Below are 21,783 nucleotides of genomic sequence, written 5' to 3'. Positions count from 1 at the left end.
TGGTCCTTGAGGTTGGGTGGGTGTCAGCAGCTGGTGTCGCCGGGGAAGGTGTGCTCAACGACGAGCCACTTTCCGGAGACTTCCTGGACCACATAGGTGTTGAGGTTTTTGCGGGTGCCGGGCTTGCCGGCAGCCAGGACGGTGGCGCCGGTCTGGTCGGTGACGGCCACGGAGCTGGAGTCCAGGCAGACCGTCACCAGCACCGCCTCGGCGCCGTCCCGGGTCTCGGTGCTGGTGGAGGCAGCGCCAAAAACGTTTACGGTGCCGGAGAGCTGCCAGCCGTTGGAGGCAAACTCCTGCTGCTGGGCTTCGAGCTCGCCCAGGGCGGAGCCGTGGGCCACGGCTGCGAAGTCGACGGCGGCGGGGGCGGCGGTAATTTGGCCGGTCCCGGTGATGAAGGAGGCCACGGCGGTTTTGACCGGGGGCGTGACCGCCGCATTGTCAATGGCCGACGGCGGCACGGTGGCCCCGGGTGCGGCGGGCGCAGCGGATGTGGCGGGCGCAGCGGTGGTGGGTGCAGCGGATGTGGCGGCAGCGGGCGCCGGGGCGGCCGCGGTGGCGGATCCGGGGGCCGGAGCGGACGGGGTGGTGGGTGCCTCCGTTCCGGAGCCCTGGCCCATGGTGGCGAACACGAGGGCGCCGGCGGCCAGCACAATGACGGCCGGGGCAATGATGCGCGCGGACCGGGACCGTGGCGGTTGCTGGTTTGAAGAATGGGTTGGCGTCACCGATGTTCCTTACGCGGGCAAGTGCAATGGTCCACCGTGTTCGGGGGATTGCTCATACCGTAGGCTCGGGCCTGCTGCCGGGCAAGGAAAATCAGGGCTTTTGGGCCAGAACGGGCAGTGCCGCAGGGGAAGTGAAGTACGGCTGCGGATTCCGCCAAGTAGTGGCGTGCGCGGCTAGGTAGCGGCCGCCGAAAGGCTCAAGTATTGGCGCGCATTTGTGGGCCTGCCCTACCCGTGACCGGGGTGCGCGGCGTCCCTAGTGTTGATTGCGGCGCCAGGAACATGGCAGCGGCAAAAGCCGCCGGCACGCATGCGGGCCGGCGGCTTGCCCGGGACGGCAAAAGAATTAAACGAGGAGCATTACATGGTTCAGCGCATCGGTTATGCAGCAGGCGCCTACGATCTTTTCCACATCGGGCACCTGAACATTCTCAAGCACGCCAAAAGCCAGTGTGACTGGCTGATTGCCGGGGTGGTCTCGGATGAACTGTGCGAGGCAAGCAAGGGGCAGCGGCCGGTGGTGCCGCTGACGGAGCGGCTGTCCATTGTGCAGGCGGTGAAGTATGTGGACGAAGGCGTTGAAGAGGTGTTCCCGGACAAGCTGGACACCTGGGACCACCTGAGGTTCGACATTTTCTTCAAGGGCGACGATTGGCGCGGGACCGCCAAGGGCCGCGCCCTGGAGGACAGGTTCGCCAAGGTGGGGGTGGAGGTGGTGTACTTCCCGTACACCGTCCACACCTCCAGCACGCAGCTGCGGTTGGCGCTCGCGGCCATTAACGCAAACCAGGTGGGGGCGAACCGCTAAGGGTCCGCCCCCACCTGGGTGGGACGTGTGCGAAGGAAAAGGCTATTAACCCTTGTAGGCCCAGGCGCGCACGTAGTCGATCTGGAAGTCGGAGTACGACTTCGTGTCCTTGTAATCCGGACCGATCGGCTGGCCGTGGTACGGCGAACCAATCTGCAGGTTCAGGCGCATATTGAACTTGGTCTGGAAGTTGGCGCCCCAGAGCCAGGGGTACTGTGCCTTGGTGGCGGTGATGACCTGCTTGTCATCAAAGTAGCCCTTGAGTTCGGTGGGGGTGTATTCAATGGCCCAGGTGTGGAAGCCCTGTGAGGAGTTGACCTTGGTGCCGGCCTGGGTTTCCCAGTTCCAGCCCTTGCGCTGTCCGCCACCGTTGGTGGATTCGTGGACGGTGAAGGAGGAGGTGCCCACCTTGGTGGGGTTGTCGAAGGGATCGCCCCAGGCCTCCATGATGTCAATTTCACCCACACCGGAGTTGCGCAGCCAGAAGGCGGGCCAGATGCCGCGTGAGTCCCCGGGGGTGGTGGGGATCTTGGCGCGGACTTCCCAGCGGCCGTACTGCTGCTCAAACTTGCCAATGGAATCAATGTAGCCACTGGTGAAGTCGCGGCCGTTGGCCTTTTCCTTCTTGCCCTCAATGTGGAGCAGGCCGTCGCTGACCTTGACGTTGGCGGCCTTGATCCGGGCGCTGTCGTAGGAGAGCGAGTCGTTGTCGCGCACATTCCACTGGGTCAGAGGGGAATTGAACTCGTCACGGAACACCGGCTCGCCCCAGCCCTGGCGGAAACCGGCAGGGGTGGGAGCAGGCACAGCAGGCTTCACAGGTGCCGGAACCACTGGCTTCACAGGTGCCGGAGCGACAGGCTTGACCGGCGTGGGCAGGGGAACGGGCTTGACGGTGGCTGCGGGGGCAACCTTCAAGGAGGACAACTTCAAGTCGTCGTAGCGCAGGGTCGAGGCCTGGCTGCCACCGGAGAGGTAGCCGCTGACGGCGACGTTGCCGGCGGTGGAGATCTTGGCGGCTGTCTTGTCATCGAAGCTGAGCGCGGCCGCTGCGGGTTCGGTGGTGCCGGTGGGCCACACCTTGGCCTGCAGGTTCACGGCGCTGGTGCCGGTGGCACGCAGTTCCACGTTGACCTTCTGGCCGGACTTGATGGTCAACGGCAGTGCCGTCTTCTTCAAGACCGTGATCTTTCCCTTGTTGGAGCGGGAAATTTCCAGGTAGCTCTTGCCCTGCGGGGTGACCTGCAAGGTGGTGCGGTAGAAGCCGGTGCCGCTGTGGCGCAGGTGCAGTGAGGAGTAAACGCCGCTGCCCGAGGTGGGCAGCTTGTCAACGGAGACCTGGTAGGAAGCCTCGGCGTCGGTGGACTTCACCACGGCTTCGGTGGTCACCGACTTGCCGGGACGGTCCAGGCTCAACTTGGCGGTGCCCCCCGACACGGCCAAGGCTGAAGTGGCACCGGAGTACTTGACAGTGTTGCTGGCTGTTCCCCAGCTGTTGGACACGGTCCGGGACATGGAGTCGTTCAGCAGGGACGACTGCGTGACATAGCTGGTTTCGGCAGCATTGGCACCAATGGCAGGAACCAGCGAGGCAAGGATTGCCGCGGACAAAACACCGGCCGTCATTCTTGCCGGCCTTTTCTTGGTGCGCGCTGAGGGCGCGGTGATGGACTTGGTAGTCATAAAGTAAGTGAGACTCTCTTGGTTGAGGACGCTTGAGAAGCGACTTTTTCATAAGGCTGTGCCCTGGGAACCCTCTGAGACCTCCACAAGTATGTCCCAGTCCATCTTTGGTAACAAATCGGTATCGGTCACAATGGCGGAGTCCATGACTTTTTGGCGTTTGCATCGATGTGACCTTTGTACTACCGCACGTAGAGCGGTACGGGCCGGTAACCCCATTGCGTCCAAACGGCAGTGCGGGCCAAAACATGATGGTGAATTCCATCACTTAAGCCAGTAGCGAAGAGTGCAGGCAGGTAATTTAGCGGCGCAGCGGCAGCGGGGCGGCGGCACGGACGGGTAGGAATCACTCGTGCATCCAGCCGGCGGCTGGACTTGACTGGGGAGCAGTCAGTTACTTCAGCAGGGGGCCCAAAACATGTCAGCAGCATGGCCGCGCCGGATGGCAGGATCCAGACTTGTCAACCCCCGGCATGGAAATTCAAGGTGCTGGCCCCCACCACAGTCCGGCGGCAACGGCCGGGCTCCACAAGCGGAGTCGGCGGCGGATAAGCCTTCTGAGACCAAGGCTTCCCCCAGCCGCCGTCGGCTCCTTGTTTTGCCCCAGTGGTCCGGCACGGGCACGCCGTCCAGGTGGTACGCGGTGGCATCCGCCAGCTGTGTGGCATGAACCATGAGTGAGCTCATTGAAGGCCCCGCGCTGCTGCAGCGCGAGGCGGAGAACCACTTCAGCCTTGCCGCCACCGCCGTGGTTCCGGGAATCGGCACCGGGGCGGGATACGCAAAGAAAACTTCGCCCGTGGCGGCCCCCAGGGCGCGGCGCCGCGCCCAGGGTGCACCGGCCGGCAGCCGGCGCGCGTGGAGCGCGGCCTACGCCTGGCGGCTGCGCCTGAGCGACGCCGCAGTCTGCGCCGGCGTGCTCGCGGTGGCCTTTGCCTCCAGTCAGAGTGCGCAGCCGGTCCTGGACGGGCTGCCGGCACACTGGCTGCTGTGGCTGTGCCTGCTGGGCCTGGTGCTGTGGAATTTGGATTTGGAATACGGCCGCTCCCGCGAGCACAAGGGCTTTGGCGCCGGCGTGGGGGAGTACCGCACAGTGGTGCAGTCAACGCTGCGGGCCTTCGGCATCCTCGCCATGGTGATGGTGGTCCTGGGGGTGCAGGTGCCCAGGCTTTTCTTTGCCGTGGCACTGCCGGCCGGGCTGGTGCTGCTGTTGCTGAACAGGCACGTCTGGCGCAGCTGGCTGGGGCGGCGGCGCCGTGCCGGGCAGTACCTTTCCCCGGCGCTGGTGGTGGGCAGCGCCGCGGAGGTCCACCACGTGGTGCAGCAATTGGAGCGCAGCTCCAGTACCGGGTATAAGGTCTCCGGCATGGCGCTGACGCATGAGGTGGAAGGTCCTGGCCGCTGGCAGCACCTTCCAGTGCTCAGCACCATTGCAGACATTGACACCCTGGTGGCAGCGGCCGGGGCGCAGGCGGTGGTGGTGGCGGGAAAACTTCCCGGCGGACCCGCAGCCATTCAGGAACTGGGTTGGCGGCTGGGGGATCTGGACACGGAACTGGTGGTGGCCTCAAGCCTGGCCAATGTGGCCGGGCCGCGGCTGCACTTCCGCCCCGCGGACGGACTGCCGCTGATGCATGTGGAGTTGCCCCGCTACTCAGGCATCAAGCATGTGGTGAAACGCGCCGTGGACGTGGTGCTGGCCGCGGTTGGGCTGGTGCTGATCATGCCCTTGCTGCTGCTTTTGGCCGGGATTGTCAAGGCTGACAGCCCGGGCCCGGCCCTGTTCAGCCAGCACCGGGTGGGCAAAAACGGCGGCACCTTCCGGCTGTGGAAGTTCCGCTCCATGGTGGCCGATGCCCCGGCGCTGCAGGCGGCACTGCGCGGGCACAATGAAGGCTCCGGGGTGCTGTTTAAAATGGCCGACGATCCACGCATCACCCGCTGCGGGAAGTGGATGCGCAAATACTCCCTGGATGAGCTGCCGCAGCTGTGGAACGTTTTGGCCGGGCACATGAGCCTGGTGGGTCCCCGGCCGCCGCTGGCCGAGGAGGTGGCCCAGTACGAATCCCCCGTGCAGCGCCGGCTGCTGATCAAGCCGGGCATCACCGGGCTGTGGCAGACCAGCGGCCGGTCCGATCTGCCCTGGGAGGAGGCCGTCAGGCTGGACCTGTACTACGTGGAGAACTGGTCCTTGACCGGGGACCTGATCATTTTGTGGCGCACCGTGCGGACAGTGCTTGAACCGGCCGGAGCCTACTGATGCCGGGCCTGCCAGTTGTGAGCCGGCGGCAGCTGCTGCTCGGTGTTGGAGCGGTGGCGGCGGCCGCCGTGGCTGGCTGCGCCGGGGTGGAACCACAGCCCAGGCAACACGTGCATACGGTGGCGAGCTTGCTGGCGGCGTCCCCGTTCTACATTGCGCACAGGGGATCCGGGGACAACTGGACCGAACACACCATGCAGGCCTACCAGGAGTCCGTTGCCCACGGCATGGCGGCCATTGAGGTCTCCGTCAACGCCACCAGCGACGGGGTCTTTGTGTGCCATCACGACACCAACCTGCGCCGCTCGGCCGGGGATGAACGTAAAATCTCCGAGCTGAGCTTCAGTGAGCTTTCAACCATTGCCGTGGATGCCCGCAAGTGGCTGGGCCCGGCCGCCGCGCCGCAGGCCATCCCACAGCTGCGGGACGTCCTGGATGCCATGGCGGGCACACATGTCATTTTCCTGGAGGACAAACAAGGGACCAACACCACGGCGCTGCTGGATCTGATGGACCAGTACCCTGATTCCACCAACCACCTCATTTGGAAGCAAAGCTCCAAGGGAGCCCACACGGCCCAGGTCAAGAGCCGCGGGTACCGGGTGTGGGGCTATTTTGACGCCGACCAGCGCGCAACCTTCGCGGACGTGGTGCCCGCACTGGACCTGGCCGGGCTGTCAGTTGACGCGGACGACGACGCCTACCGCGAGTTGGTGGCCATGGGCAAACCCGTCATTGCCTGGGAAGTGCACACCCGTTCCCAACGGGACCGGCTGGCCGCCCTGGGGGTCCAGGGCATGATGTGCTCCAACATCCTTTATGTCCGCGAAGAACGCCCGGGCGCTACCAGCGATGCCTTCGGCACCGGACTGCGGGCGGCAGGGGATTTGCCCTGGGCCCTGGACAAGGGCTGGGGTGTGCAGCCGGCTCTAGATCCCGGCGCCGGGACCATCTCCCTGGGCATGGACAGCCACGCCAGCTATGTGATGGGATCGCTGAGCCCCTGGAGCGCCGAATCCGCCATCCTCACCGTGGAACTGTGCTGGCCGGTGTGGCCGCCGGAGCTGGGCGAGACCGCGGGGCTGGCCTTTGGCCAAGCCAGCGATGAGCCGTATTTAATCCACCAGCCGGCTGCCGTGGCCGGATACCACCTGCTGCTGCACCCGGATGGGGAACTGGTGCTCCACTCCCGCCGGGCTGGCCAGGGGGAGGGCACCAGGCTCGCCTCCGTGGCCACCCGGGCCGTCGAATCCGGGGAGTGGGTGTCACTGACAGTGCGCCTTGATGCAGCCGGGGTGGAAGTGAGCCGCAGCGGCGAAGCGGAATGGAAGCTCCGGGTGGAGGATGCCGGGCACCGCGGCGGATACTTGAGCCTGTGCAAAAACTATCCGGCCGCAAAGCCGGTGGCGTTCCGGAGCGTTTCCATTAGTTGAGGCAATACTGCCCCCACCGCCGCAGGAGTAAGCCCATCCTCAGCTGCCGGAACACCCGATTAGTGCCACAATTAGGTGATAAGAGCGTGCCGTAATCACCGGTGCGCTTGCCGGCCGTGAAATGGCCAGCCGAGCTAGCCAAGGAGCACATCTGGTGACTGACACCGCTGAGCACAACCCGCACTCCCACGAGGGACAGCTGACGGATACCGAAGTGCTGCGTATCCGCAATGACTTTCCCATCCTGGAACAGACCATCAACGGCCACCCCCTGGTGTACTTGGATTCCGGAGCCACCTCCCAAAAGCCCACCAGTGTCATGGAGGCCGAGCAGGAATTCTACGAACAACGCAACTCCGCCGTGCACCGCGGTGCGCACTCCCTGGCAGTGGAGGCCACGGACGTTTTCGAAGACGCCCGTGCCACCGTGGCGGCGTTCATTGGCGCGGCCGAAAACGAGCTCATTTGGATTGCCAATGCCACTGCCGGGTTGAACCTGCTGGCCTATTCCTTTGCCAATGCCAGCGTGGGTGAGGTCCCGGCGGAGGCCCAGCGCTTCGCCGTGGGGCCTGGAGATGAAATCCTGGTCACCGAGATGGAGCATCACGCCAACTTGATCCCGTGGCAGGAACTGTGCCGCCGCACCGGCGCCACCTTGCGCTTCATCCCCGTCCACGACGACGGCACCCTGGACATGGACGCCGCCGCGAAGCTCATCACCGCACGCACCAAGGTCCTGTCCTTTAGCCATATTTCCAATGTCACAGGCGTCATCAACCCCGTGGTGGAGCTTGCAACCCTGGCGCACGAGGTGGGGGCACTGGTGGTTTTGGATGCCTGCCAATCGGCCCCGCACCTGGCGCTGGATGTCAAAGCCCTCAATGTGGACTTTGCCGTGTTCTCCGGCCACAAGATGCTCGGACCCACAGGCATTGGCGGGCTCTATGGACGCGCCGAGCTGCTGGACGCCATGCCGCCGTTTTTGACCGGTGGCTCCATGATCACCACCGTCACCATGGACGGCGCGGGATACCTGCCCTCACCGCAGCGCTTTGAGGCAGGCACCCAACCCATCTCCCAGGCCGCCGCGTTGGCAGCCGCAGTGAACTATTTGAGCGAAACGGGCATGGACCGCATCCACGAATGGGAGGCCGGGCTGGGCCAGCGCATGGTCAGCGGACTGGAAAAGATTAAGGGCGTTCGGGTCCTGGGCCCTGCTGCGGGCATTCCCCGGGCAGGACTGGCAGCCTTTGAGGTGGCGGGCGTACACGCCCATGACGTGGGCCAGTACCTTGACGCGGCCGGCATTGCCGTGCGGGTGGGCCACCACTGCGCCCAACCGCTGCACCGCCGCCTGGGTTTGAACTCCTCCACCCGCGCCAGCGCGTACCTGTACAACACCACCGCGGAAGTGGATGCGTTCCTGGCGGCAGTTGCCGGCGTGCGCGGCTACTTTGGCGCCGAAGGAGCCTAGACCATGAATCAATTGGACTCGCTGTACCAGCAAATCATTTTGGAGGAATCCAAGACACGCCGCGGGGCGGACCTGACACCAGAGCAGGCGTTGGACACGCACTTGCCAGCCACCATGGGCCAGTGCCACCAGCTGAACCCTGTGTGCGGGGATGAAATCACGCTGCGCATTGAGACCAGCGGGAGCACCGTCTCCGGCATCCACTGGGCGGGGGATGGGTGCTCCATTTCCATGGCTTCGGCCTCCATCCTCAGCGACATGGTGGTGGGGGTGGACCGAAATGAGGTCCAATCCCTTATTGACCGCTTCCGTGAGGTGATGCGTTCCCGTGGGAAGCTGGCGGCCGATGAGGAAGTTCTGGGGGACGCTGCCGCGCTCTCCGGGGTTTCCAAGTTTCCGGCCCGGGTCAAATGCGCCATGCTCGCGTGGGTTGCTGCCGAGGATGCATTAAATCAAACCCGCTAAGAACCAAGAAAGCCCGGAACCATTGGTTCCGGGCTTTCTTCACATTTCCGGCCGAGGCCGGTGTTTAGTGGTGTTATGCGTTCTGTGAGTTGCGGCGGCGTGAAACCACCACGGTGCCCACACCGGCAGCAAGTGCGCCGGCGCCAACTGCGGACCAGACCAGAACACCCAGGTCAAGACCGGTGTTGGCCAGGCCGCCATCGGTGCCGCTGCCGGCAACGTCGGTGCCCACAACGGCGCTTCCGTCAGCGTTGACAACCTTCACTACCTGGGTGACAGTCACTTTGGATTCGCGACCTGTGGCAGTCAAGGTGTAAGTGCCTGTTGCGTTCAAAGTCACCGGCACGGAGAAGGAGCCGTCAGCTGCTGCTTCGGTGGTGAAGCTCAACGGAGCCACAGCCTTGATGATCATCGGCTTGGACATGGATACGCCGCCGCCCAATGACCCAATGGCGCCACCGGCAACGACGGAAGTCTGCTCTACGGTTACGTCAATGATTTCACCGGGAAGAAAACCGGTGCCGGAGAAGATTACGGCTTCGCCCGGGGTCACAGTGCCGTCAGACACGGTCACGCTGGGCTGTGTTGCGGGGTACTCGGGAGCAGCCTGAGCTGCCACGGTACCAACGGAAATGGTCAAGACGCCTGCCAGGGCAAGGCTTGCGAGTGTTTTTTTCATAGAGGTTCCCCCGTTTAGAGTTCTTGCGAATTGACTGGCTGCCCCCGATGAGCTTTTAAGTCCTTTTGAGACTATCAGCCGTATGTGGATCTACCAACATATCGGGGGGCAGAAATGCAAATTTAACTTTTGTGTTAATAACCCGCCACATAATGGACATGTGCGGTTTATGCAGCTAGTTGGCTGGGGTACCACAGTTCGCGGCCAGCTCGGCCGGCAAAACCACCTCAGTGGTTTTTTGGACCGTGGGTGTGACGTCCAAATGGGGCGTTCCGGTCTGGACCACCTTGGCAAAGTCGACCTCCACAGTGACTGTTTGTCCCGGAGTCAGCTCCACCCGTGTGAGGCCCACCGGGCGTTCAGCATGCGTGTAGGAACTGATGGGAATTTCAGTCCCATCAAGTCGTGCTGCTTGGGTGCGTGCCTGGGAGGGACCGTAAACAACAACGTTGGTTGCTACATTGCCTGGGGTGACTCCGAACGCCCCACCACCGGTGACGTACTTTGGCAAGGAGGTGGCAGCATCTGCCGGAGCAGTATTCTTCAGTGTTATGCGAGCTGTGTACTGCCCGTACCCGCCTTGGGTGCAGTGCTGTACCAGCTGCACTGTTCGCTTGACGTAATAATCCATCTTGGCGCCGGTGCCGTCATTGAAGTACACACCAAATGCAGCCGCGGGAACACTGGGACCGGAAATGGCCCCGCCAATCTTTTGTGTATTCAAGAGTTTTTGTTCATTCTGGTGGGCAGACCAAACCTTAATCCTGTTATCCGCAACCGCTTCGCCCAAAGCCGTCACCAGCTTTTCCCCGGACGTATTGCCGGAGGAAACCTCCGTAAAGATCTTCTCGGCCACCTTCGCAAAGTAGGCATCCTGCAATGCCGGATCCTCAATATTGGCGTAAACGCCAGAGAGCAGGGCCTGGACCAAATTGTTCTTATCCAATTTGGTGGGCAAGGTGCCAATGTCCACGCCCTCAGGAATGGCATCGGCAACATCAACGGCTCCTGTGGCACCCAAGACGATGGCAAGTGCTGAGGGGTCTATGGTGATGACCCCGTCTATGGCATCACCAGGGTGCCGCTGCTGCCACATGGTTTGCGCGGTTAAAGCTGCTGTGGGAAAGTCCGGGGTCATGGTGACGTTCTGCATATAGCTGCCCAGCCGGTTGGTGTAAATGGCCTCCTGCGCCGAATCCACCTTCAAGGCCGGCACAAAAGCTCCCAGCTCCGATGCGGAAGCCTGGGCGGTGAGCTCAATCTTGCCCTCTTTGGCAGTGAGGACTGTCAGGGCACCTGGAATGCCACCCATGGCACGGGCTTCGGCACTGTTTTGAATAAGGAGCAGATAATTCCGTGGCGTCTCACTTCCCATCATTGCCGGCAGCAACTGGACGGTGTTGGAGGCTACATTGAGCGTTCCCCGCAGCTCATCGAGTTGTTTTTGGGCTGCAGACAACGGCTCCGCAATTTGTGGCACCAGCTTGCTCTGATCAATGTCCGCAAGCCGCTTGTGAGAGAGCTCAACTGTATTTGCAGCGGCCACCACGCTGGGAGCTGCTGAACTGATGGTCTCCAACCCCACGGCACCCTCGGTGGGCGTGAGTGACTTCCAATCCAGAGAATCAAAGGCTCCAAGGAGTGGCTTGGCCGCCAGCTGGACCACATCGTCAGCTGTCACTGTCACGGTGGTTGCGGCAGCAAAGTTTGGTCCCAACCACGGGATTGCATTGGCAACGGTCCAAATGGGCCCTGTGCCTGCTGCTTTGGCGGCTTGGGTATGTTGTGAAAGTGCGTCGACTGTTGCCGCCGCGCCTGCCTTGTCATTGGACGAAAGCTGCTTTCTTAGCTGCGGCAACATCTCAGTGGTGGCTTGAAGATTGTCCCTGATAATTACCGCTTGCACGCCCAGCCACGCTGCTGCACCACCTAAGACCAGCACCAAGACACCGACGGTGATCCCCGCCCAAAAGAGTCCGCGCCTGCGCTTTCGGAACGGTTGCTGCGATCGACGTCTGCGCATGTTCGGGGACGTTGCTGGGATGTGGCTCCCGTCTGCATTGTCATTCATGGAGTCAGGGCCGCCCTATTCCGCGAATGGACCAACCGGCGGCGCGCCATTTTTGAAGGTCCAGGACATTGCGTCCGTCAAGAATCCGCATTTGCTTGACCAGCGTGCCGGTTTCGAAGGGATCCAGATCCCGGTACTCCTTCCATTCCGTCAGCAGAAGCACGGCATCAGCATTGTTAAGCGCCTCTGCAGTGTTGGCAACGTAGTTCAGTTCCGGGAACCGTCGGGCAGCATTGCCCAAGGACTGCGGATCACTGACCGTGACCACCGCGCCTTGCAATTGCAGTTGGGCGGCAATGCTGAGTGCGGGGGAGTCCCGGACGTCGTCGCTGTCGGGCTTGAATGCCGCTCCCAGGACCGTGATGCGTTGTCCCATCAGGGTGCCACCGCACAAGTCACGGGCCAGTTCAACTGTCCGTGATCGGCGCCGCATGTTGATGGCATCCACCTCGCGCAGGAACGTCAAAGCCTGGTCCGCGCCCAGCTCACCGGCACGGGCCATGAACGCACGGATGTCTTTGGGCAGACAACCTCCGCCAAAACCGATGCCGGCGTTGAGGAATTTCCTGCCAATGCGGTCATCCAGACCAATGGCGTCGGCCAGGACAGTTACGTCAGCACCGGTGGCTTCACAGACCTCCGCCATGGCATTAATAAAGGAAATTTTAGTGGCCAGGAATGAATTGGCTGCGGCTTTGACCAACTCGGCCGTGGCGTAGTCAGCCACCAGGCGCTGCGTTCCCATTCCCAAAGGAGTTGCATAAACCTCATCCAGGACGGCTACCGCGGCGTGGTCCTCGGATCCACCCGGCACGCCGTAAACAAAGCGGTCCGGGGTAAGAGTGTCCTTGACGGCATGTCCTTCACGCAGAAACTCAGGGTTCCATGCCAAGTGGGCGCCGGGTTCATGGGCCTGCACCATCTCGGCCAACCGGGCCGCTGTCCCCACGGGAACCGTGGACTTCCCCACCACAAGATCCCCCGAATGCAGGTAGGGGAGCAGGGCCTGGGTTGCCGCGTCCACATACGTCATGTCCGCGGCATTTTCTCCCTTTTTTTGGGGGGTACCCACGCAGATGAAGTGAACATCGCTGCCGTGGGCCCGGGACATGTCTGATGTGAACGTCAACCTGCCGGTTTCCTGCACTTCCAGCAGCAGGTTCTCCAGGCCGGGCTCGAAGAACGGAGCATGGCCGGCGGCCAAGTCAGCAATCTTGTTCTCATCGACGTCAATTCCCACCACATCATGGCCCAGCTTGGCCATGCAAGCGGCGTGTACCGCACCAAGGTAGCCGCAACCAATTACAGATATTCGCATTGCATGACCTTTCAGAGTCAAAGTTTGGAGAGAAGGGCTCCCGAGGAAAATACGTTACCCGTGAATTTATACGGCGCCTGAACTCGAAACGACGGCTTTGGCAGTTTTCAAGAGAATTGCTATGTCCGTTGTCAAAGACCAGTTCTCCACATAGTACAAATCGAGACGAATACTCTCATCCCAACTTAAATTGGAGCGACCACTGACCTGCCATAGACCGCTCATTCCGGGCTGCACGTAGAGGCGACGCTTAGCGTCTTCATCGTAGAGAGCCACCTCACCATCGCGTTGCGGACGTGGGCCGACCAGGCTCATGCTACCTAATAGAACATTGAACAATTGAGGGAGCTCGTCCAGGGAGTATCTTCGAAGTATCCTTCCGACGGGAGTGATGCGGGGGTCGTTTTCCACCTTGAATAAGGGTTTGTCAGCGGTGCCTTGCGCCTCGAGAAGCCGGACCAATTGAAGATCGGCGTCCGGGACCATCGAACGAAATTTAATCATCTTGAACACTGCGCCACGGACCCCAACCCGCTCCTGAGTATAAAAAATCGGCCCTGGGCTTGACACCTTAGTAAGTACAGCGAGTATGACAAACAGTGGGGATAAGAGGACGATCAGCAATCCAGCACCTACGAGATCGAAAACCCTCTTGGCCACTCGTTTTCCACCTTCCAGCTTAGGCGTGGTGACGTGGATTAACGGAAGGCCAGCTATAGGTTGCATATGGATTCTGGGTCCAGCTATATCCGTTAGGGCTGGAGCAACTATAAGAGCAATGTTGTTCTCTGCAAGCGCCCACCCCAGTCGACGAGTCGTGTTTGGATGAAGAGAATTTCCTCCAGATAATGCCACGGCATCAGCTGAGGATGACCTGACTGCCGCCATAATTCCATTCACAGATGCGTCCGTTCCAAGCATAGGAATACGGAGCTGGTCTGGCTTACTTTCGACCCGAGCTCCAGGCAGATAGCGACCTACTGGCTGGTAGCCGGCGAGTGGGTGACGTTCGAGTGCTGCAATAAGGTGCAAAACCGCAGTTTCATTGCCTACAAGTAATAGACGGGATGAACTACCGCCTTTTGCACGATCCAGACTCAAGTGCTGACGCAACACCCAGCGACCGGCAACCAATCCCAGCGTGCCAACGGGGAGGGCTATAGCTACATAGCTACGCGCTACGTCGATTTGAAGTGCATAGGAAAAAATTGCCACCGCGCCGAATAGCCAAAGACTTGCGTTCGTGACCCTCTTATATTCTTCAAGCCCTGTCCCAAGAATACGAGGGGCGCGGCTGTCCCAGATCCCCAACATGCACCACCATATAAGGGGCAGAACAATTGTCATGGCCGCGTAGGGGATGCTCTGAGCTCCCGCAATCGTCTGGTTGAACTCGACACCTAAGCTAAAGACGTGCGCCCCGACGATAGCCCAGATAACGACCATCGCATCTACGATTCGAATCTTTTGTATGTATCGACTACGCCAATGCCCCAAGCTCATACTCTTTCCCCGTAAATATTGACAATCGACATCACAAATGTTGGAGCGTGACTTTTATTACTCGCGAACTGGGTGGATGGCAAAAGGAGCTATGCGCCGCGGCGAGAGACTCTACCGCGAAGTATCTCCTCGAAGGCATCCTCAGTAGGCTGCCCAGTTGTCATGTTCGATGTCTTCGCTCTTCTGTAGGGCTGGCTTGAGCTGTCCGTATCTGCAGCGTTAGAGCCGTAGTAGGTGTATGAATAGGCGTCGGGACCCTTGACAGGCAAACGGTTAAGAACAACGCCCAGAATGTCCGCATTGACCAACTCTAGGGTGGCAATGGCCTTTTCCACCTGGGGGCGTTTGGCTGTGTGGCAACCCACCACCAAGGCGACGCCACCCACTTGTTGGGCCAGAACCGCAGCGTCCGTTACAGGAAGCAATGGGGGGGCATCTATGACTACGGAGTCAAATGCCTGCTCCAGGCGCAGGATCAACTGCTTCATTTCATGCGAGCCCAGAAGTTCGCTGGGGTTCGGAGGAATCCGCCCTGATGTAAGCACGTGAAGCTCGTTTTGTCCCCACGGCTGCATAAGATCTTGCACGTCTGCCTGTCCGATCAATGCGGTGGTAAGACCCGCGTTGCCTTCCAGTCCCAGATATTTTGCGACCATTGGCCTGCGGAGATCCGCGTCCACGAGGGCAACGGACTGGCCGGATTCGGCCATAGCGATGGCGAGGTTGGTGGCAGTGGTGCTCTTGCCTTCACCGGGCAATGATGAAGTCACCAAAACGGTTTTGCTCTTGTGACTGACGTGGGCAAACTGCAAATTTGTGCGGAGCTGCCTGAAGGCCTCAGCGCGCTGGCTGTGGTGCGAGCCGGCATTGACAAGTGGATCCTTTGCCGCGTCCGCATCAAACGCAATGCCGCCTAGAACAGGCGCTTGGGTGATGGTATTGAGATCGCGCTCACTTCTAATGCGGGTATCCAAAGTGGTCCGAAGCAAAGCTGCGCCGACCCCCAGCGCCAAGCCCACTAAAAGACCCAGTGCCAAATTGATTTTGGTATTAGGAGCCGAAGGTGAGGACGGCGCTGTGGCCGGTGTGATGACTGAAACCCGGACGGGGGAGACGCCACCTGCAGCGGGTGCTTCAAGTGTGTCAACCGCCTGAATCAGGCTATTGGCCACTCCCTGGGCAATGGCGGCTGCCTGTACGGGGGATCCATCTTCCACGGAAATGGTTATCAGGACTGTCTTCAGATCAGAGCTTGCAGACACCTTTGCAGCAAGCTGCTGTGGCGTGGCGTCCAGCCCCAATGTATCAATCACCGGCTGAAGCACCGTTGGTGTAGTCGCCGTTTTTACATAGGACGAAACCCTGGCTTGAATGAAGGTATTACCCGTTTGCAGATCCTGCACAGAGCCGGAGTTTTGAGTGGCGACAAAAAGTTGGGTTTCTGCGGAATAGATGGGCTTTGTCAACAATGAAGTCAGCCCGCCAACCAACAAGCCGACCAAGGTTAGGGCCACAATCATGATCCAGTTGCGCCGCAAAATGAGCAGGTAGTCCCGTAATTCCAAGAGCAAGTTCCCCCGTGTAGATAAATCAGCGGCAAACACACCAGGAGAGGCCTGAGTATATTTTTTGACGCCTAGTGGTTGATTATATCGCCTGTTCGAACGCCCTAGTCCCGGATGTTCTCACGGTTATCCCGGTACCACTGCACCGTGTTGCGTATGCCCTCATTCAGTTTAATGGATGCCCGCCATCCGGCCTGGTCCAATTTGGTCACGTCAAGAAGTTTTTGTGGTGTGCCATCGGGTTTGGTGGTGTCCCACAACATTTCCCCCGTGTATCCAACGGCGTCAGCAACGAGCCCTGCAAGTTCCTTGATGGTGACGTCCGTGCCGGTGCCCACATTCACTTGATCCGGGCCATTGTAGTTCTCCATCAGGTGCAGACACGCGGCAGCCATGTCATCCACATGCAGGAACTCGCGGCGAGGTGAACCTGTTCCCCAATTCTCCACCGACGGAACACCAAGACGAGCGGCTTCGTCGTAACGGCGGATGAGGGCCGGTAAAACGTGTGAACCCTTCAGGGAAAAATTGTCGCCCGGTCCGTAAAGGTTGGTGGGCATCGCCGAAATCCAAGGCAGACCGTACTGCCGTCTGACGGCCTGAATCTGCAGGATCCCTGCAATCTTGGCGATGGCATAGGCATCGTTGGTAGGTTCCAAATGGCCTGTTAGAAGCGAGTCTTCGCGGATGGGCTGCTCTGCCAATTTCGGATAAATGCAGGACGAGCCAAGGAACAAAAGCCGCTCCACTCCGTGCTCACGCGCCGCATCAAGCACATTGACTTGGATCCGAAGATTGTCGCTGAGAAAATCAACGGGATAGGTGCTGTTCGCCAGAATCCCGCCCACTTTAGCGGCGGCGAGTACCACGTACTGCGGTTTTGTTTCGGCGAAAAATGAAAAAGTTGCTTTTCTGTTTTTCAAATCGAGCTCGCTGGAGGTACGGCCAATCAGATTTGTAAATCCAGAAACTTGCAAGTTCCGCCAAATACCTGAACCGACCAGTCCTCTATGGCCAGCTACATAAAACGTAGCATTACGGTCCAGGGGTGCGGGCGTGTAGTCAAGGCTCATGGCTAAGCCTTCCAAGTGGCTAGGTCCACATTGTCTACCCAATGCCTACCGCCGTGTTTCAAGATGTTGATGTCCGCATCAACCATGATGCGCGCCAGCTCGGGCGTTTCGACAGTGGTTTTCCATCCGAGCTTCGCATGGGCTTTGGAAGGATCGCCAATGAGGGCATCCACTTCGGTGGGGCGAAGGTAGCGTTCATCGAATTTGACGTGGTCTTCCCAGTTAAGTCCTGCGTGGTTAAACGCCTCGTTCAGGAAGTCTTTCACTGTGTAGCCCACACCAGTTGCGAGGACAAAGTCCTCGGGTTCGTCCACCTGCAACATGCGCCACATGCCTTCCACGTACTCCGCGGCATACCCCCAGTCGCGGATGGCATCCAGATTGCCCATGTAGAGATCCTCCTGCTGGCCTGCCTTGATAGCGGCCACGGCGCGGGTAATTTTTCGCGTTACAAAGGTCTCTCCACGACGGGGGGATTCGTGGTTGAACAGGATCCCGTTGACCGCGAACATGCCGTAGGCCTCACGGTAGTTCTTAGTGATCCAGTAGCTGTACACCTTCGCGGCACCGTAGGGGGAGCGGGGGTAAAAAGGCGTGTCTTCGCCCTGGGGCGGCGGAGTGGCACCGAACATCTCGGAGGTGGACGCCTGGTAAAAACGTGTCTTGATGCCGGACATGCGCACGGCCTCCAGCAAGCGGACCGTCCCCACACCGGTGGTGTCAGCTGTATGCTCAGGTTCATCGAAGGAGACCCGTACGTGAGACTGAGCCGCAAGGTTGTAGACCTCATCAGGGTCAATTTGCGCCAGCAGGGTCACTAACCTGGCACCATCGCTCAAATCCCCGTAGTGGAGGAACAGCTTAGCTGACGGATCATGCGCGTCAACGTATAGATGATCAATACGAGTGGTATTAAATGTTGAGGCCCTGCGAATCAAACCGTGGACCTCGTAGCCTTTCTTGAGCAACAGCTCTGCCAGATAAGAGCCATCTTGGCCGGTAATTCCAGTAATTAATGCACGCTTAGACAACGCAAAATCTCCCTATTTGCAGTCTTGACAACGTTGTGAATAACCAGTGAGATGACATTTCTACGGCTGAACGATTGTCGATTGACTCGTCCACGTTGTTCTCAAAATGATACAGGTTTTGTTGAGGTCGGGTCCTGCACCATGTTCAGGTGCAGGACATTTTGTAACTTGATTAAGTGGTGGCTAATCTAACTGCGGCTATGGGGCCGTTTTTAGCTTGCCGCGAGTGGAACCGACGGCCGACCGTCTGAAGCCTCACCGGCTTGAACCCCCGATAGTCGATGAAAGCTGGGGCAGTCCAAACCAACAGGCGACGGCGTGGGCGGTGGGGGTTTCCGTTGCGGCGCGGCCAGAGTTGATGACCGCTCGCACGAGAGCGCTGCGCAGCCGACTCGTGGTGCGCGCCCATGCAGGGATCTGGAGCGTAGCTTCAAAGAACGTTTTGTGCGGGCACAATGACTCGTCGCAAAACAGCCGACGTTTGGCCCAAATAACTTCCAGTGGGCCGGTTACAGGGAATTCGCGGACGCGTGGCTGCCGTCAGGAATGGCGACGGGCGCCAATCAGGCTCTTCCGAATTGAGAGTGTAGTTCCGGTCTGAAGCCTCCGGATTCCAGCAGCGACCTGGCTACGTAGTTGGTGAGATTCCGGAAGCCGAGGGCAGAGCCTCGGAGCTGTTCCAATCTCCCATTAATCACCCCGCAGCCAGGACACCTCGATTCCACAGTGCTCTCAATGTGGATCCTGGGCTGCCAAATCTAAGTACTTGGGTTCCAAGGACACGGAAATCGGCCAGATCAAAAATGGCTCTGGAAGGGGCAGGGCGCAGCGAAGTAAGCTCGTTAAGGCTCGCAGTCCTGTCAAAGATGAATGCGTCAGAACATCCATCACAGCAGGGTACGAACCACCTTTGGTCAAGGACGCTAAACCCGAATTCATCACGAACCAAGGAGAACCACTTATTCGCTGCCGATACACGTGCTGAAGTGGAAGCTACCTGAGGCATCTATCAGCGCATGATCAGCCCCTACCGGGAACCTGACCGGACCCAAGACAAGAAGTTAATGCAGGACGTGGTTAACTGCCTGAAATCTGGTGTTCCGGCCGCGCTCACGGAACTCAAAACCCCAGGACGGACCGTCCAAAGACGGGGAGTGGACGTGCCGGCCTATTTCGACCGGCCCGGTACCTCGAACGGCCCCACCGAAGCGATCAACGGCCGACGAAAAACACCTCTGAGATCCGCCCTCGGCTTCCACAATCTCACGAACTACGTCGCAAGGTTATTACTGGAATCCAGTGGCTTCAGACCAAAACTGCACTCTGGATTCTGAAGAGCCTATAAAACACCAAGCATCAGACAAAAATTAGCTGTCCGAACGAAAGAGAAAGCTCCGGCACCTGATCAATTACGAAAACTACCCAGCCCTGAACGCCACCCTATCAACACCCTTGAAAATATGGCCCGTCAACCCATCACGCCTGATTACGCCTGATTACGCCTTGTTCTGCCTCCGAATTATCAGCATGGCAAGCCTAAGGCTCGGAAAAAGCTGAAACAGGACCATAGAAACTACCATCGAAGCGTAAGGGGCCGCAGCGCCTAATCTATCGACAGTCAATATTGTCAATACAATCGTTCCAACTGCAACCATAATGACGCAGGCAGCTTGAAACCAAAGTCCTTTCGTATCATTCAAAAGCATGGCACTAGGCTGATGAATCGCGGATACGAGCAAATATAATCCTGCAAACACTATTACTAGCACAGAGGGGTATATTGCGCCAGCGGTCAGTAGATTAGAAGCTACTGGCATAACCAGAAAAAGCACACCATAAAAAACCAAGCCAATAATCAAAAATATAAGTATGTGACTGCGAAAAACGGATATTTCTAAACTCTTGGTACCAATCATGGAACGATATCGAGTCCAAAGGTTCTGTCCCACCACGCTCGTGACCGCCAGAAGTGGTCCCAGAAACTGTGCAACTAGAGAATACTCAGCGACATCTGTCGGCGTTCCGAACTGGGCTAAAAGCAATCGATGACTTTGAAATCCGGCGGCCATTCCCACGGAGACTATAAGGAAGGGTGCGGCCGTGTGCCACAGTCGGTGCTGCGTCACCACCCTCCGGAATGGCGCTGTGCCCCAAAAGTAGAGTTTGATGCCAGATCTTCGGCTGGCAACCACATATCCCGCAACTGCCATAGCAAAATAGGCTGTACCGGGTACATAGAAGTATGCCTCAACCGGCGCATCCAACGCCCATAGCGGGAGATAGGCGACGGTCTGAACTATAGGTCCGAGGAGCCCAATCCGGACAACATCGACCATGCGACCCATCCCTTGAAGTCGCCGAGAACCGATTCCAAAGGGAATCGAAACTGATATACAGCAGAACGTGTATAAGGCGCCGCCGATGATGCCCGGAGCTGATGCTAAGCTCCCGAGGACAAAGTCCAACAATTCGAAATGCACAAGAACGACAATAACTATAATTATGCAGGCCGCAACGAGCAATAAAAGGTCTCTAGCTCGGGACAAGAGATGACGGTACGCTTCTCTCGATATACGACCGCTCGCCTCGTCTGATGTGGCATTAACGATACTGGCGCCGAGACCTAAATCCGCGAATGGAAGCAAATTAATTAGTGACGCGACTATAGCGAACGCAGCGTATGAACTTTCTCCGAACTGTCTCGCCAAAAGCCCAATTACCAGCGCATTAGAACCAAGACTCAGAATTAAACTGATAATTCTATAAGTAGCAGTGGAACCAAGGTCGAATTCTTTTGCCCGAGCTAGTAAAACCGACACTGACTAAAAACTTCTCTTCATGCTTGTATTATTGCAGAACTTCATTGTAAGCTTTTTCACAAACTGGCGGGGTGAAGATATTACTGCGCCAAAAAACATGACCAGCGAATTAATATATCTACCATTGCTGAAAGCAACGCGTGATGCGCGCGCTCGGGCCGACGCTACTATTTCACTTTCGGTAAGCAGGGCACAAGAAATACCAAGCTGACGGGAATAATGTGCTCGAATGATTTCCTTATCACGGATTGCCGCAGTGGGCGCTTTGCTCGATTTCCCTGAGTAAAGTTGATACCTCGTCGAGACCAGATCGTGGGTCAAGATAGATCCAACCATTGACAACCTGATTACCATTTCGTAGTCTTCAGCGAATCGAGTGCTCAAAGGCCGGATGCTAAGTTGCTCTGCAGAAATGAGGGCGCTGCGTCGTACAACAGATGCAGCTGGGGGCCATGGACCAAAACCCACTCTAATTAAGGCTGCTGCCGTTATTTTCTCATAACTGCGCAAGAGCACACGAGCCCGCCCGCTGGGCGGGATACCTAACACTCGCCCACCTGCGACAGAAGCATCGGCACTATTCTCCAACAAGGCTATTGACTCTGATACCCCCTCGGGAACCAATTCATCGTCAGCATCTAAGAAGATGACATATTCTGAACTCGAAACCGTCAATCCCAACCGTCGGGCAGCACCTGCACCAGAATTGACCTGTGAAATAACCCTGGCGCCAGCATCTTGCGCTACGATGCTTGTTTGGTCTGTTGACCCGTCGTCGACGACGATGATTTCGCAGCCAATGAAATCAGAGCAGCTCTCAATCGCCCTAACGATGGTAGTGGCAGAGTTGAACGCCGGAATAATAACGCTCAA

At 58.9% G+C, this 21,783-nt stretch carries 16 protein-coding genes and 1 pseudogene; 6 read left to right on the top strand and 11 right to left on the bottom strand.

All coding sequences use genetic code 11. The annotated features are described in order from the left end of the window. Positions 1 to 23: 23 nt before the first annotated feature. The gene (locus ACFUCV_RS01380) at positions 24 to 728 is read right to left on the bottom strand and encodes a hypothetical protein (RefSeq protein ID WP_380811199.1); all 705 of its coding nucleotides are present in this window, start codon (positions 726 to 728) and stop codon (positions 24 to 26) included. Positions 729 to 1,092: 364 nt separating this feature from the next. Here ACFUCV_RS01380 and ACFUCV_RS01375 point away from each other — a divergent pair, with 364 nt between their 5' ends. Then, positions 1,093 to 1,536, top strand: coding sequence for an adenylyltransferase/cytidyltransferase family protein (locus ACFUCV_RS01375; RefSeq protein ID WP_380811197.1), 444 nt, complete (start codon positions 1,093 to 1,095; stop codon positions 1,534 to 1,536). 45 nt (positions 1,537 to 1,581) lie between these two features. Here the strand turns inward: ACFUCV_RS01375 and ACFUCV_RS01370 are convergent, their stop codons facing one another. Beyond that, positions 1,582 to 3,219, bottom strand: a complete 1,638-nt coding sequence (locus ACFUCV_RS01370; RefSeq protein WP_380811195.1) for a family 16 glycosylhydrolase — start codon at positions 3,217 to 3,219, stop codon at positions 1,582 to 1,584. Positions 3,220 to 3,892: 673 nt separating this feature from the next. On the opposite strand from ACFUCV_RS01370, the gene ACFUCV_RS01365 reads away from it, so the two are divergent. The 4 genes from ACFUCV_RS01365 (at position 3,893) to sufU (ending at position 8,851) form a co-directional block, all read left to right on the top strand. Next, positions 3,893 to 5,479, top strand: coding sequence for a sugar transferase (locus tag ACFUCV_RS01365; RefSeq protein ID WP_380811193.1), 1,587 nt, complete (start codon positions 3,893 to 3,895; stop codon positions 5,477 to 5,479). Continuing rightward, positions 5,479 to 6,912, top strand: coding sequence for a glycerophosphodiester phosphodiesterase (locus ACFUCV_RS01360; protein WP_380811191.1), 1,434 nt, complete (start codon positions 5,479 to 5,481; stop codon positions 6,910 to 6,912). Before ACFUCV_RS01365 ends, ACFUCV_RS01360 begins: the two co-directional genes overlap by 1 nt. A gap of 154 nt (positions 6,913 to 7,066) precedes the next feature. After that, complete coding sequence (locus tag ACFUCV_RS01355) at positions 7,067 to 8,386, top strand: SufS family cysteine desulfurase (protein WP_380811189.1); 1,320 nt, start codon at positions 7,067 to 7,069, stop codon at positions 8,384 to 8,386. A 3-nt stretch (positions 8,387 to 8,389) separates the two neighbouring features. After that, positions 8,390 to 8,851, top strand: coding sequence for a Fe-S cluster assembly sulfur transfer protein SufU (sufU, locus tag ACFUCV_RS01350; RefSeq protein ID WP_380811187.1), 462 nt, complete (start codon positions 8,390 to 8,392; stop codon positions 8,849 to 8,851). 73 nt (positions 8,852 to 8,924) lie between these two features. Here sufU and ACFUCV_RS01345 read toward each other — a convergent pair whose 3' ends face one another. The 7 genes from ACFUCV_RS01345 to gmd form a co-directional block, all read right to left on the bottom strand. After that, positions 8,925 to 9,530: a peptidase gene (locus tag ACFUCV_RS01345; protein ID WP_380811185.1), complete on the bottom strand. Its 606-nt coding sequence runs from the start codon at positions 9,528 to 9,530 to the stop codon at positions 8,925 to 8,927. 175 nt (positions 9,531 to 9,705) lie between these two features. Continuing rightward, entirely contained in the window at positions 9,706 to 11,217 is a 1,512-nt protein-coding gene (locus ACFUCV_RS01340; RefSeq protein ID WP_380811183.1) for a DUF4012 domain-containing protein, read from the bottom strand. Positions 11,218 to 11,605: 388 nt separating this feature from the next. Next, positions 11,606 to 12,919 carry a UDP-glucose dehydrogenase family protein gene (locus tag ACFUCV_RS01335; protein ID WP_380811181.1) on the bottom strand — a complete coding sequence of 438 codons (1,314 nt, stop codon included), beginning with the start codon at positions 12,917 to 12,919 and terminating at the stop codon, positions 11,606 to 11,608. 66 nt (positions 12,920 to 12,985) lie between these two features. Then, positions 12,986 to 14,365 (bottom strand): sugar transferase, encoded by a 1,380-nt coding sequence (locus ACFUCV_RS01330; RefSeq protein ID WP_380811464.1) that lies wholly within the window; start codon positions 14,363 to 14,365, stop codon positions 12,986 to 12,988. Between the two features lie 146 nt (positions 14,366 to 14,511). Beyond that, positions 14,512 to 15,987: a polysaccharide biosynthesis tyrosine autokinase gene (locus tag ACFUCV_RS01325; protein ID WP_380811179.1), complete on the bottom strand. Its 1,476-nt coding sequence runs from the start codon at positions 15,985 to 15,987 to the stop codon at positions 14,512 to 14,514. Positions 15,988 to 16,091: 104 nt separating this feature from the next. After that, positions 16,092 to 17,060, bottom strand: coding sequence for a GDP-L-fucose synthase family protein (locus ACFUCV_RS01320; protein WP_380811177.1), 969 nt, complete (start codon positions 17,058 to 17,060; stop codon positions 16,092 to 16,094). A gap of 2 nt (positions 17,061 to 17,062) precedes the next feature. Further along, positions 17,063 to 18,091: a GDP-mannose 4,6-dehydratase gene (gmd, locus tag ACFUCV_RS01315; RefSeq protein WP_380811175.1), complete on the bottom strand. Its 1,029-nt coding sequence runs from the start codon at positions 18,089 to 18,091 to the stop codon at positions 17,063 to 17,065. Between the two features lie 959 nt (positions 18,092 to 19,050). On the opposite strand from gmd, the pseudogene ACFUCV_RS01310 reads away from it, so the two are divergent. Next, positions 19,051 to 19,425, top strand: a pseudogene (locus ACFUCV_RS01310) (transposase); the annotation flags it as partial. A 162-nt stretch (positions 19,426 to 19,587) separates the two neighbouring features. On the opposite strand, the gene ACFUCV_RS01305 reads toward ACFUCV_RS01310, so the two are convergent. Continuing rightward, on the bottom strand, positions 19,588 to 20,427 hold the full coding sequence (locus ACFUCV_RS01305) for a hypothetical protein (RefSeq protein WP_380811173.1): 840 nt from the start codon (positions 20,425 to 20,427) through the stop codon (positions 19,588 to 19,590). Between the two features lie 486 nt (positions 20,428 to 20,913). Beyond that, positions 20,914 to 21,783, bottom strand: coding sequence for a glycosyltransferase family 2 protein (locus ACFUCV_RS01300; RefSeq protein ID WP_380811171.1), 870 nt, complete (start codon positions 21,781 to 21,783; stop codon positions 20,914 to 20,916).

It is taken from the genome of Specibacter sp. NPDC057265, from assembly GCF_042668835.1.
Lineage (GTDB): Bacteria > Actinomycetota > Actinomycetes > Actinomycetales > Micrococcaceae > Specibacter.
The sequence above is the reverse complement of the archived record's forward strand: the minus strand, read 5'-3'. Positions and strand labels throughout refer to the sequence as shown.

Coding starts and splice junctions, on each gene's coding strand:
- ACFUCV_RS01375 (WP_380811197.1), top strand. CDS start 1,093: ATGGTTCAGCGCATCGGTTATGCAGCAGGCGCCTACGATCTTTTCCAC.
- ACFUCV_RS01370 (WP_380811195.1), bottom strand. CDS start 3,219: ATGACTACCAAGTCCATCACCGCGCCCTCAGCGCGCACCAAGAAAAGG.
- ACFUCV_RS01365 (WP_380811193.1), top strand. CDS start 3,893: ATGAGTGAGCTCATTGAAGGCCCCGCGCTGCTGCAGCGCGAGGCGGAG.
- ACFUCV_RS01360 (WP_380811191.1), top strand. CDS start 5,479: ATGCCGGGCCTGCCAGTTGTGAGCCGGCGGCAGCTGCTGCTCGGTGTT.
- sufU (WP_380811187.1), top strand. CDS start 8,390: ATGAATCAATTGGACTCGCTGTACCAGCAAATCATTTTGGAGGAATCC.
- ACFUCV_RS01345 (WP_380811185.1), bottom strand. CDS start 9,530: ATGAAAAAAACACTCGCAAGCCTTGCCCTGGCAGGCGTCTTGACCATT.
- ACFUCV_RS01335 (WP_380811181.1), bottom strand. CDS start 12,919: ATGCGAATATCTGTAATTGGTTGCGGCTACCTTGGTGCGGTACACGCC.
- ACFUCV_RS01330 (WP_380811464.1), bottom strand. CDS start 14,365: ATGGTCGTTATCTGGGCTATCGTCGGGGCGCACGTCTTTAGCTTAGGT.
- ACFUCV_RS01320 (WP_380811177.1), bottom strand. CDS start 17,060: ATGAGCCTTGACTACACGCCCGCACCCCTGGACCGTAATGCTACGTTT.
- ACFUCV_RS01305 (WP_380811173.1), bottom strand. CDS start 20,427: ATGGTCGATGTTGTCCGGATTGGGCTCCTCGGACCTATAGTTCAGACC.